The organism is Microbacterium sp. Cr-K20 (genome assembly GCF_000708325.1).
GTDB lineage: Bacteria > Actinomycetota > Actinomycetes > Actinomycetales > Microbacteriaceae > Microbacterium.
In genome coordinates, this window is sequence record NZ_JARE01000078.1 from 1 (window position 1) to 16,229 (window position 16,229).

Annotated in this window: 19 protein-coding genes and 1 tRNA gene; 10 read left to right on the forward strand and 10 right to left on the reverse strand. The window is 68.2% G+C overall.

The genetic code is table 11. The features are described 5' to 3' along the window. Together rlmB and GZ67_RS0118095 are read left to right on the forward strand one after the other, a co-directional pair. On the forward strand, positions 1-804 hold an 804-nt coding region (rlmB, locus tag GZ67_RS0118090; RefSeq protein WP_029273973.1), incomplete at its 5' end, for a 23S rRNA (guanosine(2251)-2'-O)-methyltransferase RlmB. Between the two features lie 22 nt (positions 805-826). Beyond that, entirely contained in the window at positions 827-1,468 is a 642-nt protein-coding gene (locus GZ67_RS0118095; RefSeq protein WP_029262763.1) for an NAD(P)-dependent oxidoreductase, read from the forward strand. 29 nt (positions 1,469-1,497) lie between these two features. On the opposite strand, the gene GZ67_RS0118100 is transcribed toward GZ67_RS0118095, so the two are convergent. Together GZ67_RS0118100 and GZ67_RS0118105 are read right to left on the reverse strand one after the other, a co-directional pair. Next, on the reverse strand, positions 1,498-2,802 hold the full coding sequence (locus GZ67_RS0118100; RefSeq protein WP_029262762.1) for a DUF4032 domain-containing protein: 1,305 nt from the start codon (positions 2,800-2,802) through the stop codon (positions 1,498-1,500). Between the two features lie 81 nt (positions 2,803-2,883). Beyond that, the gene (locus tag GZ67_RS0118105) at positions 2,884-3,987 is read right to left on the reverse strand and encodes an ABC transporter ATP-binding protein (protein ID WP_029262761.1); all 1,104 of its coding nucleotides are present in this window, start codon (positions 3,985-3,987) and stop codon (positions 2,884-2,886) included. Between the two features lie 231 nt (positions 3,988-4,218). Between GZ67_RS0118105 and GZ67_RS0118110 the strand changes: the two genes are divergently transcribed. Beyond that, complete coding sequence (locus tag GZ67_RS0118110) at positions 4,219-5,151, forward strand: DsbA family protein (RefSeq protein ID WP_029262760.1); 933 nt, start codon at positions 4,219-4,221, stop codon at positions 5,149-5,151. Between the two features lie 41 nt (positions 5,152-5,192). Further along, positions 5,193-5,265: transfer RNA gene (locus tag GZ67_RS0118115), tRNA-Thr, on the forward strand. Positions 5,266-5,299: 34 nt separating this feature from the next. Here the strand turns inward: GZ67_RS0118115 and GZ67_RS0118120 are convergent. Next, positions 5,300-5,623, reverse strand: coding sequence for a DUF7882 family protein (locus tag GZ67_RS0118120; protein WP_029262759.1), 324 nt, complete (start codon positions 5,621-5,623; stop codon positions 5,300-5,302). A gap of 251 nt (positions 5,624-5,874) precedes the next feature. Here GZ67_RS0118120 and ppk2 point away from each other — a divergent pair, with 251 nt between their 5' ends. After that, positions 5,875-6,732, forward strand: coding sequence for a polyphosphate kinase 2 (ppk2, locus tag GZ67_RS0118125; RefSeq protein WP_231481868.1), 858 nt, complete (start codon positions 5,875-5,877; stop codon positions 6,730-6,732). A 45-nt stretch (positions 6,733-6,777) separates the two neighbouring features. Then, on the forward strand, positions 6,778-7,731 hold the full coding sequence (locus GZ67_RS0118130) for an aldo/keto reductase (protein ID WP_029262757.1): 954 nt from the start codon (positions 6,778-6,780) through the stop codon (positions 7,729-7,731). Between the two features lie 4 nt (positions 7,732-7,735). Here GZ67_RS0118130 and GZ67_RS0118135 read toward each other — a convergent pair whose 3' ends face one another. The 5 genes from GZ67_RS0118135 to GZ67_RS0118155 all read right to left on the reverse strand — a co-directional run bounded on the left by GZ67_RS0118135 (position 7,736) and on the right by GZ67_RS0118155 (position 12,144). Further along, the gene (locus tag GZ67_RS0118135; protein ID WP_029262756.1) at positions 7,736-8,419 is read right to left on the reverse strand and encodes a response regulator; all 684 of its coding nucleotides are present in this window, start codon (positions 8,417-8,419) and stop codon (positions 7,736-7,738) included. Further along, positions 8,416-9,690 (reverse strand): sensor histidine kinase, encoded by a 1,275-nt coding sequence (locus GZ67_RS0118140; RefSeq protein WP_029262755.1) that lies wholly within the window; start codon positions 9,688-9,690, stop codon positions 8,416-8,418. The genes GZ67_RS0118135 and GZ67_RS0118140 overlap by 4 nt, the downstream gene beginning before the upstream one ends. Before the next feature lie 10 nt (positions 9,691-9,700). Beyond that, positions 9,701-10,516, reverse strand: a complete 816-nt coding sequence (locus tag GZ67_RS0118145) for a transporter (protein WP_029262754.1) — start codon at positions 10,514-10,516, stop codon at positions 9,701-9,703. Next, entirely contained in the window at positions 10,513-11,424 is a 912-nt protein-coding gene (locus GZ67_RS0118150; protein WP_029262753.1) for an ABC transporter ATP-binding protein, read from the reverse strand. The genes GZ67_RS0118145 and GZ67_RS0118150 overlap by 4 nt, the downstream gene beginning before the upstream one ends. Positions 11,425-11,517: 93 nt before the next feature. Continuing rightward, on the reverse strand, positions 11,518-12,144 hold the full coding sequence (locus tag GZ67_RS0118155) for an SOS response-associated peptidase family protein (RefSeq protein WP_029262752.1): 627 nt from the start codon (positions 12,142-12,144) through the stop codon (positions 11,518-11,520). Between the two features lie 101 nt (positions 12,145-12,245). Between GZ67_RS0118155 and GZ67_RS0118160 the strand changes: the two genes are divergently transcribed. Then, positions 12,246-13,157, forward strand: coding sequence for a DMT family transporter (locus tag GZ67_RS0118160; protein ID WP_029262751.1), 912 nt, complete (start codon positions 12,246-12,248; stop codon positions 13,155-13,157). Positions 13,158-13,161: 4 nt separating this feature from the next. Here the strand turns inward: GZ67_RS0118160 and GZ67_RS0118165 are convergent, their stop codons facing one another. After that, a complete protein-coding gene (locus GZ67_RS0118165) occupies positions 13,162-13,725 on the reverse strand; it encodes a nitroreductase family protein (protein ID WP_029273975.1) in 564 nt (187 codons plus the stop codon). Then, on the reverse strand, positions 13,722-14,126 hold the full coding sequence (gene msrB / locus GZ67_RS0118170) for a peptide-methionine (R)-S-oxide reductase MsrB (protein WP_029262749.1): 405 nt from the start codon (positions 14,124-14,126) through the stop codon (positions 13,722-13,724). Before msrB ends, GZ67_RS0118165 begins: the two co-directional genes overlap by 4 nt. Positions 14,127-14,197: 71 nt before the next feature. Between msrB and GZ67_RS0118175 the strand changes: the two genes are divergently transcribed. The 3 genes from GZ67_RS0118175 (at position 14,198) to GZ67_RS0118185 (ending at position 16,125) form a co-directional block, all read left to right on the forward strand. After that, positions 14,198-15,190 carry a DUF2332 domain-containing protein gene (locus tag GZ67_RS0118175; protein ID WP_029262748.1) on the forward strand — a complete coding sequence of 331 codons (993 nt, stop codon included), beginning with the start codon at positions 14,198-14,200 and terminating at the stop codon, positions 15,188-15,190. 9 nt (positions 15,191-15,199) lie between these two features. Beyond that, positions 15,200-15,457, forward strand: coding sequence for a DUF3263 domain-containing protein (locus GZ67_RS0118180; RefSeq protein WP_029262747.1), 258 nt, complete (start codon positions 15,200-15,202; stop codon positions 15,455-15,457). 89 nt (positions 15,458-15,546) lie between these two features. Further along, positions 15,547-16,125, forward strand: a complete 579-nt coding sequence (locus GZ67_RS0118185) for a LytR C-terminal domain-containing protein (RefSeq protein ID WP_029273976.1) — start codon at positions 15,547-15,549, stop codon at positions 16,123-16,125. Positions 16,126-16,229 lie beyond the last annotated feature (104 nt).

A 16,229-nucleotide genomic window follows, 5' to 3' on the forward strand; every position in this document is an offset into this window, starting at 1 on the left:
CGTCCGGGGTCCGGCGGCGGTGCGAACCGTGCGCCGAAGGCCAAGGCGGGGGACGACACCGAGAACGTCACCGGGCGCAACTCCGTCCTCGAGGCTTTGCGGGCGAAGATCCCGGCGACGGCGTTCTACATCGCGCAGCGCGTCGAGATGGACGACCGTGTGAAGGAGATGCTGGCGATCGCCACGAATCGCGGGATCCCCGTGATGGAGGTCACCCGTCCGGAGCTCGACCGCATGGCCGGCTTCGACGGCGTGCACCAGGGCGTCGCGATCAAGGTGCCGCCGTACGAGTACGCCCACCCACAGGATCTGCTCGAGCAAGTCATCGACAAGGGCGAGGTCCCGCTGTTCGTGGCGCTCGACGGCATCACGGACCCCCGTAACCTGGGCGCGATCATCCGCTCCACCGCGGCGTTCGGTGGGCACGGCATCATCCTTCCGCAGCGCCGCTCGGCCGGTGTCAACTCCGCCGCCTGGAAGACGAGTGCCGGAGCAGTCGCACGGACCCCCGTCGCGCTGGCGACCAACCTCACCGCGCAGCTCAAGGAGTTCAAGAAGCAGGGCGTGTTCGTGCTCGGCCTCGACGGCGACGGTGACGTGTCGCTCCCCGAGCTCCAGCTGGCTGATCGTCCTGTCGTGATCGTGGTCGGCTCGGAGGGCAAGGGGCTGTCCCGTCTGGTCTCCGAGACGTGCGATCAGATCGTCTCGATCCCGATCTCTGCGGCCGCTGAATCCCTGAACGCCGGCATCGCGACCTCGGTCGCGCTCTACCAGGTCGCGTCTCTCCGCGCCGCGAAGAACTAGACCGTCCGAGGAAAGGCAGATCATGGCCCGTATCATCGTGCTCGGAGGGACCGGCTACGCCGGTCGTCACATCGTCCGGGAGGCGGTGAGTCGCGGCCATGCGGTGATCGCGATCTCCCGATCGGCGCCCACCGAACCGGTGGCGGGAGCCGCATATCTGCAGGGTTCCGCTCTCGACCTCGATCCGATCGCGGAAGCGTTCGTCGGGGCGGATGCCGTCGTGTCGGCGCTCTCCCCTCGCGGCGACATGGAAGATCGTGCGCTCGAGGCGCTGTCGTACGTCGTCGACCGGGTCGCGGGCACCGAGACGCGTCTCGGTGTCGTCGGCGGTGCAGGTGGCAGCCTGGTGGCCCCCGGCGGGCCGCGTCTGTTCGACCAGGATTTCCCTGAGGAGTACAAGCACGAGGCGCAGATCGGCATCGACTCCCTCGCGCTCCTCGAGGAGACTGAGGCCGACCTCGACTGGTTCTTCATCCACCCCGCTGAGGTGTTCGGTCCCTGGGCCGAAGGCGAGCGCACCGGGCACTATCGCGACGGCGGCGACGTGATCGTCCGCGATGCCGACGGCAAGTCGTTCATCTCCGGCGCGGATTTCGCGGTCGCCGTGGTGGACGAGATCGAGCAGGGCAACCACCACCGAGAGCGGTTCACCGTCGGCTACTGACGCCACGACTTTCGGCGACCGCGGAGGTGTCAGACCAGGTCGCGCCAGTCGATGTCCTCATCGTCATCGGCCACCGGAGTCGCACCGGTGACGACCGGCAGGCTCATCGTCTCGGTCGGCGGGCCCATGATGGTCGCCTCGTCACGCCGGTGTCGCAGCACTTCGTTGATGTAGCTGGTCAGCACCTCGGCGAGCGGCACCGAGCGCCCCTGCGCCTGCGAGAGGTACCAGCGGTGCTCGAGCACCTGGTGGAAGACCTCGGCGGGCTCCAGCTTGGCTCGTAGCTCGTACGGGATCGCGCGCACCACCGGCTCGAAGACACGGGTGAGCCACTCGTGCGCGTACATCTCCTCGTCCGCCCACTGCTTCGTCGAGCGGGCGCGGAACTCGTCGAGGTCGTTCAGCAGGCGCCGCGCCTGGTTCTCCTCGACGTCCAGCCCCGTCAGACGGATCAGGCGGCGCTGGTGGTGACCGGCATCCACCACCTTCGGCTGGATCTCGACGACGGTGCCGTCCGCGGTCGTCGACATGGACATCTCGTCGATGTCGAACCCCAGGGCGTTGAGGCGCTCGACCCGCTCCGTGATGCGCCAGGTCTCCGCCGCCGAGAAGGACTCCTGGGCGGTGAGCTCGGCCCACAGCGATCGATACGACGAGACGATGCCGTCGGCGATCGCCACCGCGTCCACACCGTGTTCGAGGCGACCGCCCGCGGCGAGGTCCATGATCTCGCCGGCGATGTTCGTGCGGGCCAGGTCGAGGTCGTAGGCGCGCTGACCGTCGGTCAGCCCTTCCTCGTGCAGCTCACCCGTCTCCGCATCGACCAGATACGCGGCGAACGCACCCGCGTCGCGGCGGAACAGCGTGTTCGACAGGGAGACGTCGCCCCAATAGAAGCCGACGTTGTGCAGCCGCACCAACAGCAGGGCCAGGGCATCGACGAGGCGGGTCGCGGTGTCGGGGCGCAGTACCCGCGTGAAGAGCGCGCGATAGGGCATCGAGAAACGCAGGTGAGAGGTGACCAGCGCGGCCGGAAGGGCCTCGCCGTCGGCATCCGTACGCCCGGCGATCACCGCGACCCGGTCGACGCAGGGCACGTCGAGGCGGGCGAGATTGCCGAGCATGTCGTATTCGCGCTGGGCCATCTCCGTCGTGGTCTCCTTCACGGCGATGACCCGGCCGGAGAGGTCGGCGAAGCGCACGAGGTGGCGGGAGAGCCCCTTCGGGAGCGACACGATGTGCTCCGACGGCCACTTCGCCAGTGTCGTGGACCAGGGGAGGGACAACAGCCCCGGATCGATCTTGCTGGCGGTGATCCGCAGCGAATCCTGCATGATGCTCCCTGGTCGAGGTGGGACAGAAAGAGACGCGGCGCAGGTGACCGAAGTCAGCCTGCGCCGCGTCTGTGGATCCGATCAGGCGGAGACGACCGGCTTGTCGTTCAGGCGCTCGCCGGACTCGATGTCGAACGCGTGCACGTGGCCCGGGTTCGCAGCGAGCGTGACCGTCTCGCCGGCGTTCGGGTGGCTGCGACCGTCGACGCGGGCGACGATGTCGCTGCGCTTGCCGTTGATCTCGGTGTGGCCGTAGAGGTAGCCGTCGGCGCCGAGCTCCTCGACGAGGTCGACGACGACGGGAAGGCCCTTGCCGTCGGCCGGTCCGACCGTGATGTCCTCAGGGCGCACGCCGACCGTGACCTGGCTGCCGTTCGCGCGGCCGACGGTGTCGCGGTCGAGCGGGACGACCTCGGACCCGAAGCGGATGCCGCCGTCGGCGAGGTCGGCCGCGAAGAGGTTCATCGCGGGCGAGCCGATGAATCCGGCGACGAAGACGTTGTTCGGCTTCTCGTACAGGTCGCGCGGGGAGCCGACCTGCTGGAGCAGACCGTCCTTGAGGACCGCGATGCGGTCGCCCATGGTCAGAGCCTCGGTCTGGTCGTGCGTGACGTAGACCGTGGTGACGCCGAGGCGACGCTGCAGCGAAGCGATCTGCGTACGGGTCTGCACGCGGAGCTTGGCGTCGAGGTTCGACAGCGGCTCATCCATGAGGAACACCTGAGGCTGACGCACGATGGCGCGACCCATGGCGACGCGCTGACGCTGACCACCCGAGAGGGCCTTCGGCTTGCGAGTCAGGTAGGGCTCGAGGTCGAGGAGCTTGGCGGCTTCGAGAACTCGGGATGCGCGCTCTTCCTTGCCGACGCCGGCGATCTTGAGCGCGAAGCCCATGTTCTCGGCGACGGTCATGTGCGGGTACAGCGCGTAGTTCTGGAAGACCATCGCGATGTCGCGGTCCTTCGGCGGGACATCGGTCACGTCGCGGTCGCCGATGAGGATGCGGCCGGCGTTGACCTCTTCGAGGCCGGCCAGCATGCGGAGGGACGTGGACTTACCGCAACCGGAGGGACCGACGAGGACGAGGAACTCGCCGTCACCGACCTCGAGGTTCAGCTTGTCGACGGCCGGACGGGTTCCGCCGGGGTACAGGCGGGTGGCCTCGTCGAAAGTCACAGATGCCATTGTCTTTTCTCCTTCACCGGCAGGTACGTGCCGGACGATCCGTAGTGATGAAGCGGCGGGTGACCCCGCCGTGACCCCTCATTGGGTCGGGATCAGTATGACATGAACGGCGGTACCTGGGTATTTCTCAGCCTCACTGACTACCATCGAACTCGGCCGCGCGCAGCGGCGATCGTCGCTCGGCGGCGGTCGGGGCCAACCCGGACCCCCGTTGAGACTCACAGAGGAACGATGTCGAGCGACGAAACGCCGAACGTCCCGACGCCTCGCAATTCCCGCGAGGCCGTACGGGAGAAGGCTCAGAGAGTGCACGCCCAGCAGTCCAGGGCGCGTCTCATGCGACGGATCATCATCGGCGCGGTGGCGCTCGTCGCGGTGGGTGCGATCGGCACCGCGGTGACCCTCGCGGTGTCCTCCCAGGTCACCAAGCCGCGGCTCACGCCGACCGGCATGGAATCGGATGGCGTGGTCGTCACCGACCTCGAGTCGTTCGCGGGAACCGGCGCGGTGCCGGAGACCCCGTCTCCTGAGGCGACCGACGCCGGCGAATCGGCCAGCCCGACGCCGGAGCCGACGGCGTCCGGAAAGGTCGACATCCACGTGTACGTCGACTACCTGTCGCCCGACGCCGGGGAGTTCGAGCGTGCAAACGCCCGACAGCTCGCCGGTTGGATCGGCGAGGACGCGGTCACGGTCAGCTATCACCCGGTCGCCCTGCTCACCGCCAGTTCCAACGGAACCAAGTACTCGCTCCGCTCGGCTGCCGCTGCGGCCTGCGTCGCCACGCACTCGCCTGCCCAGTTCTACGCGTTCAACCATGACCTGCTCGACGACCAGCCCGAGGTCGGCAGCGAGGGCCTCTCCGACGAGGACCTCGCGAACCTCGCCGGTGCTGTCGGAGTCGACAACGCCAAGGCCGTGCGGTCGTGCATCGAGGACGGCGACTTCGTCGGCTGGGCGAAGGAGGCGACGACCAGGGCCCTGGACGGACCGCTCGCCGGCTCCGACGACCTGGTGCTGACGGCAGCGCCGATGATCGTCGCGAACGGCGAGGCCTACGTCGGGGCGCTGGACGACCCGGCCGAGTTCTCGCAGTTCGTGCTCAGCGTCGCGAGCGATGCCTCGCGTGCGACGTCGACGCCTTCGCCCACCACGACCCCGTAGGTCGAAGCCGGGCCGATGCCATCGCTAAGCTGGTGGCATCCGCCGACTTGGCGCAATTGGTAGCGCACCGTACTTGTAATACGGGGGTTACGGGTTCGAGTCCCGTAGTCGGCTCTTCAATCCCTCACGAGAGTGGGGATCCGCGGATTCAGTTCTCAGCGGCGATCTCGGGTGCGTCCCTCACCTCGTCGATGAGGCTGATGCCTCCCGTGGAGCTCGCGGACTGCATCAGGTCCTGGATCCATTTCGGATTCAGCTGCGGCGCCTCCGGCTCGTCGAAGGTGAAGCGGAGCGGTATCGACGGGTGCAGCCAGATCGTCGACCGTCCCATGGGCTGCCCTTCAGGGTGCCGCCACGAAAGAGTGAAACTCTCGTTGCGTCGGAGCTTCGTCGCGATGACGACCTTCAGATGCGCGAGTGCGCGGTCCTCGATGTAAATCTCGTCACCGCTGCCGTACTGGATCGTGCCCATGCCAGAACGATAGTCGCCCCATGCGGATGGGCCGAATCCCTGTGCCCGCGCCGATGTCGAGGGTGCGAACCTGAAAACGCATTCCGATGTATCGCCTCAGTCGATGATATGTTACACATCAGGCAGGTTTCCTGGCGGGCCTCTGGATCGTGCCAGGTAGAAGACGCGCAGGTGGCCGCCTCCCCGCTCCGGCCACCTGCGCTTGCCTGCTTGGTTTCGGGGACCCAGACAGCAAGGGAGAGGGCGAGATCTTGAGCAGTGCACCCGATACGGCGACGGTCACTCCGGAGTGGCAACACGACTACCCGTACGCGAAGAAGCTCTCCACGGCGGAGTACGAACGAGAGAAGCGGTTGCTGCAGATCGAGCTCCTGAAGCTCCAGTCGCACATCAAGCACTCCTCCGAGCGCTTGCTCATCCTGTTCGAAGGACGCGACGCGGCGGGGAAGGGCGGGGCGATCAAGCGCTTCATGGAGCATTTGAACCCTCGAGGAGCCCGGGTCGTCGCGCTCGACAAGCCGACGGATGCCGAGCGTACGCAGTGGTATTTCCAGCGCTACATCGCGCACTTGCCTTCGGGCGGCGAGATCGTGATGATGGACCGCTCCTGGTACAACCGCGCCGGCGTCGAACGGGTCATGGGGTACTGCTCATCGGCCGAGTACGAAGAATTCATGCAGACCGCGCCGCAGTTCGAGCGGATGATCGTGGGGTCGGGCATCCGCCTCATCAAGCTGTGGTTCTCGGTGGGAGAGGCCGAACAGCGACGCCGGTTCAGGCGCCGTAGCGAGGATCCCGTCAAGCAGTGGAAGCTGAGCCCCACGGACCTCGCCAGCATCGACCGCTGGGCGGACTACACGGCGGCGAAGGAAGCGATGTTCTTTCACACGGACACGCCGACCGAGCCCTGGATCGTCATCAAGTCGAACGACAAGAAGAGGGCTCGGCTCGAGGCGATGAGGTGCGTCCTCGCCCGATTCGACTACCCCGGCAAAGATCCCCTGGTCGCTCACGCCCCGGACACCCGGCTCGTCGGGCGGCCCTCGCAGATCTACGACGAGGGCGAGACGCCCAGAAGCGATTCCTCCCCTGCCGACCACGAAAAGTGACGTCATCCGGGAATGCGCGAAGACCGATCCGCGGTTGTCTTCGTCATGACTCGTATCGGCACCAGTGATCTTGACGTCCTCCCGCTCGCACTCGGCGGCAACGTGTTCGGTTGGACAGCCGATCGCGATGCGTCGTTCGCAGTGCTCGATGCATTCGTCGACGGGGGCGGCGACTTCGTCGACACGGCCGATTCATACAGCTCCTGGGTGCCGGGCAACAACGGTGGCGAGAGCGAGACGATCATCGGCGAGTGGCTCGCCTCCCGCAAGCCGTCCGGCGTCGTCGTCGCGACGAAGGTGAGTCAGCACCCGGAGTTCCGCGGCCTCTCCGGAGCGAATGTGCGAAAGGCGGCCGAGGCCTCGCTCCGGCGTCTCGGCGCCGACGAGATCGACCTGTACTACGCGCACTTCGACGACGACACCGTTCCACTGGAAGAGACGGTCGCCGCGTTCGGACAGCTCGTCGAGGACGGGCTGGTGCGTCACGTGGCGGTGTCGAACTACTCCGCCGAACGCATCAGAGAGTGGATCGAGATCGCGCGTCGCACGGGCGTCGCTGCGCCGGTCGCCGTTCAGCCGCACTACAACCTCGTTCATCGCAATGAGGTCGAGGACACCATCATCCCGGTCGCCGAGGAGTTCGAGCTCGGGCTTGTTCCCTACTACGCGCTGGCGAGCGGATTCCTGACCGGCAAGTACCGCTCGACCGATGTCGCGGGGCAGGACTCCCCGCGTGCGCAGGGCGCCGCGAAGTACGCGACCGAGGCGGGCCTGCGCGTCATCGATGCGCTCGAGCAGATCGCCGCCGCCCACGGCGTGTCGATCGCCGCGACGTCCCTCGCCTGGTTGCGGGCGCAGCCGACCGTGGTCGCGCCGATCGCGAGTGCTCGCACGGTCGCGCAGGTGCCCGACCTTCTGGCGGGTGCTCGCCTCGAACTCTCCACCGACGAGGTGGGGCTGCTCGATCGGGTCTCTGAATGGACCCCCGCCGGCGCCTGATGCCTCAGGTCTCGTTTCCGACGAGGCCGAGTCTGTGCGCCAGGATCACGGCGTGGATGCGATCGCGCGCGTGGAGCTTCGCCAGCACCCGGCCGACGTGCGTCTTCACGGTGGATTCGCCGACGTAGAGGGTGTGGGCGATCTCGGCGTTGGTCAGCCCGCGTCCGATCGCGAGGAATACGTCTCTCTCGCGTTCGGTGAGCGAGTCCAGCGCCGCGCTCTCCGCGGCATCCGGTGTCGGGGAGGACGAGGCGCTGAGCTGCGGGGTCACGTGCTCGAGGAGCATCCGCGTGATCCGGGGAGAGAGCGCGGCATCGCCACGGTGTACGGCGCGGACGGCGGAGATCATCTCGTGACGCTGAGCGTCCTTGAGGAGGAAGCCGCTGGCACCGGCACGGATGGCGCCGAAAGCGTATTCGTCGAGGTCGAACGTGGTCAGCACGAGCACTTTCGTCTGAGGGCGATCCCGCACGATGGTCTCGGTGGCAGCGATGCCGTCCAGCTCCGGCATGCGGATGTCCATGAGCACCAGGTCGGGTGCGAGTGCGGCGCTCTGCGCGATCGCCGCCCGCCCGTCGCCGGCCTCACCGACCACGACGATGTCGCTCTCCGCTTCGAGGACCATCCGGAACCCGACGCGAATCAACTCCTGGTCGTCCACCAGAAGCACCCTGATCGCATCCGTCATCCGTCGTCCTCCGTCGATTCGTCTTGTGGGGCGGGGGCAGCCGTCTTCGTCGGCAGCACAGCGCGCAGAACCCATCGTCCCCCGTCGGTCGGCGCGGACTCCACGCTTCCCTGCACGTGAGCGGCGCGCTCGGCGAGGCCGCGCAACCCGAAACCTTCGGTCCCGATGCCACCGGTCGCGCCGTCGTTGACGATGTCGATCGTCACGGAGTCCGGTGAGTACTCCAGCCGCACAGTGATGGCCGACGCGGTCGGGGCATGTCGCATCGCGTTCGTCACGCCCTCCTGCACGATCCGCCCGATCGCGTGGGCGACGGCGGGGGAGACCTCGGCCTGCCCCGCGACCGTGAGCGTCGCGGGGTATCCGGCGCGCTGCGCCGCCTCGACCGTGTCGCGCGGCGGCGCGGGCTTCATGGGTGCCAGGGGCAGCGGAGAGTCGTCATCCCGCAGCACACCGAGCATCGATCGCATCTCGGTCAGGGCCGCACGAGCGGTGTCGGCCGTGTGGATCGCCGCTCTGCGTGCCTGCTCGCGGTCGGGCGTCGCGGCGGCACCCTCGGAAAGCGCCACGATCACCGTCAGCGAGTGGGAGACGATGTCGTGCATCTCCCGAGCGATGCGGGCCCGTTCGGATGCGGCGGCGAGCTGCGCCTGCTGGTCACGCTCGACGAGCAACTGCCGCGAGCGATCGATGACGGCCGACAGATAGCGTTTGCGGCCGCCGACGTTGACTCCGATGAGTGTGCCGATCAGACCGAGCACGATGTAGCTGAGCGCGGTGTCGAGTCCGTTCTGCATCACGATCACGCCGGTGAGCATCAGGAGCCCGCTGAGCAGCAGGAACCACACCGCGCCGATTCCGTAACAGGTCCAGGCGGTGCGTGACGACCGGTAGACCGCGAGACCGTAACAGGCGACGAGTAGCAGGATGGTGCCACTGGACGGCCCGGTGAACAGACTGGCCGTCCCCAGGATCATGGCCGCGAAGAAGGGAACGAGCGGCGCCCGCCGTCGCCACAGCAGTGTGCTGCACGCCACGACGACCATGGCCACGGTGGCGATGTTGAGCGCGATGTAGGCGGATTCAGGGACGGACTCATCGACGAACCGACCCGCCGGGGCGAGCGAGAGGAACAGGCAGAACAACGTCAGCAGGACGTCGGCGAACACCGGATGACGGGCCCAGTATCGGCGGAAGAGGCCCGGCGCACGCGGAAGCCGCAGCTCCTCGTCCTCTCGGACCGAGTCGCTGCGGCTTCGCGTTCTGCTCACAGGGCCGACTTTACGCGTCGCGGGTGCGCAGCACGCCCCACGCGACGAGGGCACCGCCGGCGACCCAGCAAGCCAGAGTCAGGAACGCGACCGGGGCATCGAGTGTCCCGCCGTCGCTCGGCAGGATCGCGCTCTGCGCAGCTGCTACGGGCAGGTAGGCGGATGCGTCGATGACCCATGCCCACGCCTCGCCGGCGAACGAGAAGAAGTTCGCCACGATCGGCAGGACGAACAGGACGCCGACGGTCGCCGCGATGGCTCCGGCCCCCGAACGCAGGATGAACCCGAAGGCGACTCCGATCAGGGCGAACACCGCCATGGCGAGGGAGGAGACGACGATGGGCAGGAACGACGCGGCCGGGTCCGACCAATCGATGCTCTGATCCCGCGGCGCCACGATGAGCGAGACCGCGACGGCCGCGAGACCGAAGATCACCAGGGAAGACAGGAACATGAAGACCGCGAGCACGGTCGACTTGGCCGCCAGCACCGATCCGCGGATCGGGTTCGCGGTGAGCGTCGAACGGATCATCCCGGTCGAGTACTCGCCCGTCACGGAGATCGCACCGATGATGCCGGCGAGCAGCATCGTGAACTGGATCGGCATGACGACGGCCTGGATCGGCTCGAACCCCGGCATGTCGACCGCCTGTGCGATCAGCACGGAGATCCCGATGGTGAGGGCCGCGGCGATGCCGATGGACCACCACGTCGAGCGGAGGGTGGCGAGCTTGATCCATTCGCCGCGTAGGGCGCGGACGAAGGTCAGCCGGCGACCGGTGTCGACGCGCGGCCGCGCGGGCGCGGGTGCCTGTGTCGTGGTCATGAGATCTCCTTGGTGCGGTACTCGACGGAGTCGCCGGTGAGGGCGAGGTAGGCGTCTTCGAGCGATCCGGTGGTGGGGGTGAGTTCGTGCAGCGGGATGCCGCGGTCCGCGGCGAGATCGCCGATGCGGGCGGCGGGGAGACCCACGATGTCGAGGAGGTCGGGAGCCGAGCTCACGATCTCCACACCCGGGCCGCCGACGACCGCGGCGAGATCGGTGGGTCGCGGGGTGCGCACACGCACGGTGTTCTGCGTCCAGGAGCGCACGAGTTCGGCCAGCGGAGCATCCGCCAGCACGCGTCCGCGCCCCATCACGATGACATGGTCGGCGGTCTGCGCCATCTCGCTCATCAGGTGGCTCGACAGGAGCACGGTGCGGCCCTCGGAGGCCGCGTGCCGGACGAACTGACGCACCCAGCGGACGCCCTCGGGGTCGAGGCCGTTGACGGGCTCGTCGAGGATGAGCGTGTGGGGGTCGCCGAGCAGTGCGGAGGCGATGCCGAGGCGCTGTCCCATTCCGAGCGAGAACTTCCCGGCCCGCTTGCGGGCCACCGACCCGATGCCCGCGAGGTCGATGACCTCGTCGACGCGGGAGGAGGGGATCCCGTGGGTCGCTGCCATCGCCCGAAGGTGATTGCGTGCCGTCCGCCCGGTGTGCACGGCCTTCGCGTCGAGAAGGACGCCGACCTCGGTGAGCGGCGCGCGAAGCTTGCGATACTCGCGACCGGCGATCTCGGCGCGTCCGGACGTCGGCCGGTCGAGGCCCACGATCATTCGCATCGTGGTCGACTTGCCGGCACCGTTCGGACCGAGGAAGCCGGTGACGCTGCCCGGCTTGACGGTGAACGACACGTCATCGACGGCCGTCTTGTCTCCGAACCTCTTCGTGAGGCCTTCTGCTGTGATCATGTGGACAACGCTACGGAGCGTCGGGCCGCCGCGCGTCCTCCCCAGGTACCGTCCTCCGGAGCAGGATGTCCTCCCCGCGGCGGATGGATCGGCTCAGGAACGGGGACGGGCGTGGACCCGTGCGGCCATCTCGTCGGAGGCGAGGATCGCCTCGTCGATGATCTCCCTCGACGGTGGCGCCGTCAGCCAATCGTGACTCAGCGAGGCCGGGACGAGCAGCGGCATGCGATCGTGCAGATCGACGAGGTGGTCGGGGGCGGGGCGCATCACGATCGAATAGCACGTGTACCACTCGCCGTCGGCGGTGCGACCGCGCTGCGTGACCGCGGCCATGCCGAAGAGCGTGCCCTCGTCGATGAGGAACTCGTTCCACTGCCGCGACGGCTTCTGCATCTCGTACCAGCTGGTCGCCGGGACGATCGCCCGCGACTTCGCTCCGCCCGGGCGCTCCTGCAGGCGCTCGGACCGCGTGTTGATCGAGGGGAACTTCGCCGGCTCACCGTTCACGAGAAAGCCCCACCACGCGGGTTCCAATGTGGGAGCGGCATCGGGCTGCACGATCACCGGGTTGAGGTTGCGGAGGTTCTTCCCCGTCGGACGGATGGTCTCACCCGCGTTCCCCTCCGCCCAGACACGCAGGCCCTCGAGCACCGCATCGTCGGCGGCGGCGAGGACTTCCGCATCGGTGAACCGGGGATCGAGACCGTAGCTCGCGCACATGCCGTCAGCGTAGCCCCGGCCGCCGACATCCGTCACGTCCCGGCGGGCTGGGGCTCCGATAAGGTCGACGGGTGCCAGAAACCCGTCGACTCCCCGCGCCCCTGGCACTCGGCGGGGCCGTCGCGATCGGAGTCATGACGGCGATCCAGGCCCGGATCAACGGCGTTCTCGGGGTGCGTGTGGATGACGGCATCGTGGCGGGCCTCCTCTCGTTCTCGGTAGGCCTGCTCGCACTGGTCGCCGTGATCTGCTGCATCCCCTCAGCCCGGCGCGGAGTAGGACGCCTCTGGAGCGGCATCCGACATCACACGATCCCGTTCTGGATGCTGCTGGGCGGGGCGTGCGGAGCCCTCACCGTCTCCACCCAGGGGCTGACCGCCGGGGTCCTCGGCGTCTCGCTGTTCAGCGTCGGCGTCGTCGCGGGCCAGACCCTGCACGGACTCGTGCTCGATCGGATCGGGTTCGGCCCTGCGGGCGTGGTCGCGGTCACCCCCGGCCGGGTCGCCGGCGGCGTTCTCGCGCTCGCCGCGGTCGGCATCTCGTTGTCGGGCGACGTGCTCGCCACCGCCCCGCTGTGGATGCTGCTGCTGCCGTTCGCCGCCGGAGTCGGAATCGCGTGGCAGGCGGCCACGAACGGTCGCCTTTCGCAGCGTGTGCAGTCGCCGCTCGCCGCGACTCTGATGAGCTTCATCACCGGCACCGTCATCCTGCTGCTCGCGGCCGGGACGAGCATCGCCTTCCGCGGGATGCCCGATGCGCTCCCCGTCGAGCCGTGGCTGTACCTGGGCGGGTTCCTCGGCGCGGCCTACATCCTGCTCGGCGCGTTCATCGTCGCGCACACCGGTGTGCTCCTGATGGGGCTGGGCTCCGTGCTCGGGCAGCTCGTGACGTCGGTCGTGATCGACCTGATCTGGCCTCCGGCAGCAGGACCGGCCCTCTGGCAGGTCATCGCCATGGTCGTCGTCGCGGTGGCGTCCGTGATCGTCGCCGTTCCGCGAAGACGCCGCCGCTGACGCGTTACTTCTTCTTCGCCTTCTTCGCCCCGGCCTTCGGCATCCGCGTGATCAGCTTGCGTGCATCCACGGCCTTGCGGCGGCCGGGCTTCTTGCCCGCGGGCTTGCCTCCCACGTACAGCCAGCCGAGGAGTTCCTCGTTCTTGTCGAGGCCGTGCGCCTTGGCGACGGCCTTCGCGCGCGTGTAGTGCCCCGTGCGCCAGATGACGCCCCAGCCGGCTTCATCGAGGAGCAGGCTCAGGGTGTGGGCGACTCCGGAGGCGACGGCCTCCTGCTCCCACCGCGGGACCTTCTCGCTCTTGCGATAGCTGGCGACGACCGCGATCAGCAGCGGTGCGCGCAGCGGCTTCGACGACGGGGTCGCGTCTCCCTGAGCTTTGGCGATGGCAGCGCCGAGCATCTCGCGATCGGCTCCGCGCAGTTCGATGAGCCGCCACGGACGGAGCGAGGAGTGATCCGCGACGCGACCCGCTGCGGCGACGAACGTCAGCAGCTCTTCACGGCTCGGCGCCGTCTCGTCGACCTTCGACCAGGACTGACGCGCGCGGACCGCGTCGAGAGCACTCACGAGGCGTCGGGGGTGAAGTTCATCGCGATCGAGTTCATGCAGTAACGATCTCCGGTCGGCGTGCCGAACCCGTCGGGGAAAACATGACCGAGGTGCGAGCCGCAGTTGGCGCAACGCACCTCCGTTCGCACCATGCCCAGGCTGTCGTCCTCGATGAGTTCGACCGCGTCGGGGCGGATCGACTCGTAGAAGCTCGGCCAGCCGCATCCGGAGTCGAATTTGGTTCCACTCTTGAAGAGCTCCGCGTTGCACGCCCCGCAGGTGTAGAGGCCTGCGCGCTCCTCATCGAGCAGCTCACCCGTCCAGGCGCGCTCGGTCGCGGCCTGACGCAGCACGGCGTACTGCTCATCGCCGAGCTCGCGGCGCCATTCGTCTTCGGTCTTGTCCACGCTGTACGACATGTGTCCTCCTCAGTCCACTCCATTCTCTCTCGTCGGACGAGGCCTCGGGCGCTGCGCGTCAGAATGGACGGATGACGGATGCCGTGCAGGAGCGCTACGCGCGATTCGCCCGTGACGAGGCTCCGGGGCGGAGCGCGCTGTATGCCGAGTGGGCGGCGGGGGTCGCCGGGGATGAGGAGGTGCAGCGCATCCTGTTCCGGATCCCGGAGATGAGGCGCCAACCGCCGCTCGTGTTCGCCGTGACCCGTCTGCTCGGCGTCCCGCTCGAGCCGTATGCGCGGTGGCGTGCTTTCGTGCTCCGGAATGCGGACGAGATCGTCGTCGAGTGCGCGCGCAGGTCTTTGCAGACGAACGAGCCGCTCCGTCTCGCGGCACTTCTGCCGGTGCTCTCCGAGATCGAGGGGCCGATCGCGCTTCTCGAGATCGGGGCGTCGGCGGGACTCTGTCTCTACCCCGATCGGTACTCGTATCGCTTCGTGGACGAGGACGGGGTGCTCCGCGCCGGCCTCGACCCGGCGGACGGCGTCTCGACGGTCGTGCTCGAGAGCCGGGTGACCGGTCCGCTTCCCGCGCTCCGGATGCCGGAGGTGGTGTGGCGTGCCGGGATCGACCTGGCGCCGCTCGATGCCGCCGACGAACGCGATCGGCGTTGGCTGCGCGGTCTCGTGTGGCCGGGGGAGCCGGGGCGCGAGGAGCGCATCGAGGCCGCCCTCGACATCGCAGCCGGTGATCCTCCTCTTCTGGTGGAAGGGGACGCCGGCACGCACCTCGCCGCGCTGGCGTCGGCGGCACCTCCGCAGGCGACCCTCGTCATCACCACTCCTGGCGTGCTGGTGCACATCCCTCGGGTGGAGCGGACGGCGCTGATCGCGAGGATCTCGCGCATGGACGCCCGCTGGATCACGATCGATCCGCCCGCGGTGACCGACGCCTGGGAGCCGCCCGTCGATGCGGATCGGTGGCGGGGGTTCGTGGTGGCGCTCGACGGACGGGTCCGCGCGGCCGCAGATCCGCTCGGTCGATGGTGGGAGTGGCGACCCGGCCTGCCGGCGGATGCGTCCTAACCTGGAGCCATGCTCGGAGATCTCACGGAGCGCGATCGCGCGATCCTCGCCCTGGAAGCGGCATGGCCGCGCCACAGCGGGGCGAAGGAAGAGATCATCCGCGCCCAGCTCGGGATGAGCGCCGCACGCTACTACCAGCTGCTCGGACGACTGATCGATTCCGAATCCGCGCTCGAATACGATCCGATGCTGGTACGCCGCCTCCGCCGACTCCGCGATTCGCGTGCGACCCGGCGCAGCGCGCGGCTGCCCGGTTTCGTCGGCTGAGCCTCTCCGGTGACTGCTCTCCGGCGACGCGCGCACCTCCGGCCCGGCGGCGAAACGGATTGACAGGAAGGTGCCGCTAGCATCGAGGGGTGTCAAAGCCCACCCGCGATCGCTTCGATGATGCTCCCCGTACGTCCGGACGGGTGGGAGCGCACCGTGCCGAAGCGCCGGGGATGAACGGCTGGGTCGTGCTGCTCTGGTCGTTCGTGGCTGCACTCGTGCTCATCATCGCCGGCATCTTCGGCTCGCTGGTGGTCATGGGCCGTGTCTCGCTGTTCCCCGACGCGGCGCCGAGCGCTGTTCCGACGCCGGAGGAGACGGGGATCGTCGACCCCAGCATCTCGGTGATGATCCTGAACGGCACGCCCGACGAGGGCGCCGACACGCGCATGCGCGACACGCTCATCAACAACGGCTGGGCTGCTGACAACGTCTTCGCGGGCGACAGCTCCAGTCAGGATTTCGCCAACACGACCGTGTTCTACGTCGAAGACGCGGACGAACTGGCAGCCGTCGGTCTGGCTGACCTCCTCGGCGGTGCAGCCGTGCAGCAGAGCGACTACTACTCCGGTCAGACGGAGGACGGACAGACGCAGTTCACCGTCGTGATCGGCCTCGATCGGTCGACCTCGGCACCTGAGACGCCGGAAGAGGCGCCTGCCTCCTGACGTCGGGATGCGCCCCGCCTCCGGCGGCTTGCACTCGAAGGTGTCGAGTGCCAGAATGGCGTTAGCACTCTCACACTCTGAGTGCTAAACCCAACGTCTACGTC

Excerpts from the sequence above, each read along its gene's own strand:
- GZ67_RS0118145 (WP_029262754.1), bottom strand. The coding sequence starts at position 10,516 with ATGACCACGACACAGGCACCCGCGCCCGCGCGGCCGCGCGTCGACACC.
- GZ67_RS0118135 (WP_029262756.1), bottom strand. The coding sequence starts at position 8,419 with ATGACGGATGCGATCAGGGTGCTTCTGGTGGACGACCAGGAGTTGATT.
- GZ67_RS0118155 (WP_029262752.1), bottom strand. The coding sequence starts at position 12,144 with ATGTGCGCGAGCTACGGTCTCGATCCCCGGTTCACCGATGCGGAAGTC.
- GZ67_RS0118120 (WP_029262759.1), bottom strand. The coding sequence starts at position 5,623 with ATGGGCACGATCCAGTACGGCAGCGGTGACGAGATTTACATCGAGGAC.
- GZ67_RS0118130 (WP_029262757.1), top strand. The coding sequence starts at position 6,778 with ATGACTCGTATCGGCACCAGTGATCTTGACGTCCTCCCGCTCGCACTC.
- GZ67_RS0118100 (WP_029262762.1), bottom strand. The coding sequence starts at position 2,802 with ATGCAGGATTCGCTGCGGATCACCGCCAGCAAGATCGATCCGGGGCTG.
- msrB (WP_029262749.1), bottom strand. The coding sequence starts at position 14,126 with ATGTCGTACAGCGTGGACAAGACCGAAGACGAATGGCGCCGCGAGCTC.
- GZ67_RS0118150 (WP_029262753.1), bottom strand. The coding sequence starts at position 11,424 with ATGATCACAGCAGAAGGCCTCACGAAGAGGTTCGGAGACAAGACGGCC.
- GZ67_RS0118095 (WP_029262763.1), top strand. The coding sequence starts at position 827 with ATGGCCCGTATCATCGTGCTCGGAGGGACCGGCTACGCCGGTCGTCAC.
- GZ67_RS0118105 (WP_029262761.1), bottom strand. The coding sequence starts at position 3,987 with ATGGCATCTGTGACTTTCGACGAGGCCACCCGCCTGTACCCCGGCGGA.
- GZ67_RS0118175 (WP_029262748.1), top strand. The coding sequence starts at position 14,198 with ATGACGGATGCCGTGCAGGAGCGCTACGCGCGATTCGCCCGTGACGAG.
- GZ67_RS0118110 (WP_029262760.1), top strand. The coding sequence starts at position 4,219 with ATGTCGAGCGACGAAACGCCGAACGTCCCGACGCCTCGCAATTCCCGC.
- GZ67_RS0118180 (WP_029262747.1), top strand. The coding sequence starts at position 15,200 with ATGCTCGGAGATCTCACGGAGCGCGATCGCGCGATCCTCGCCCTGGAA.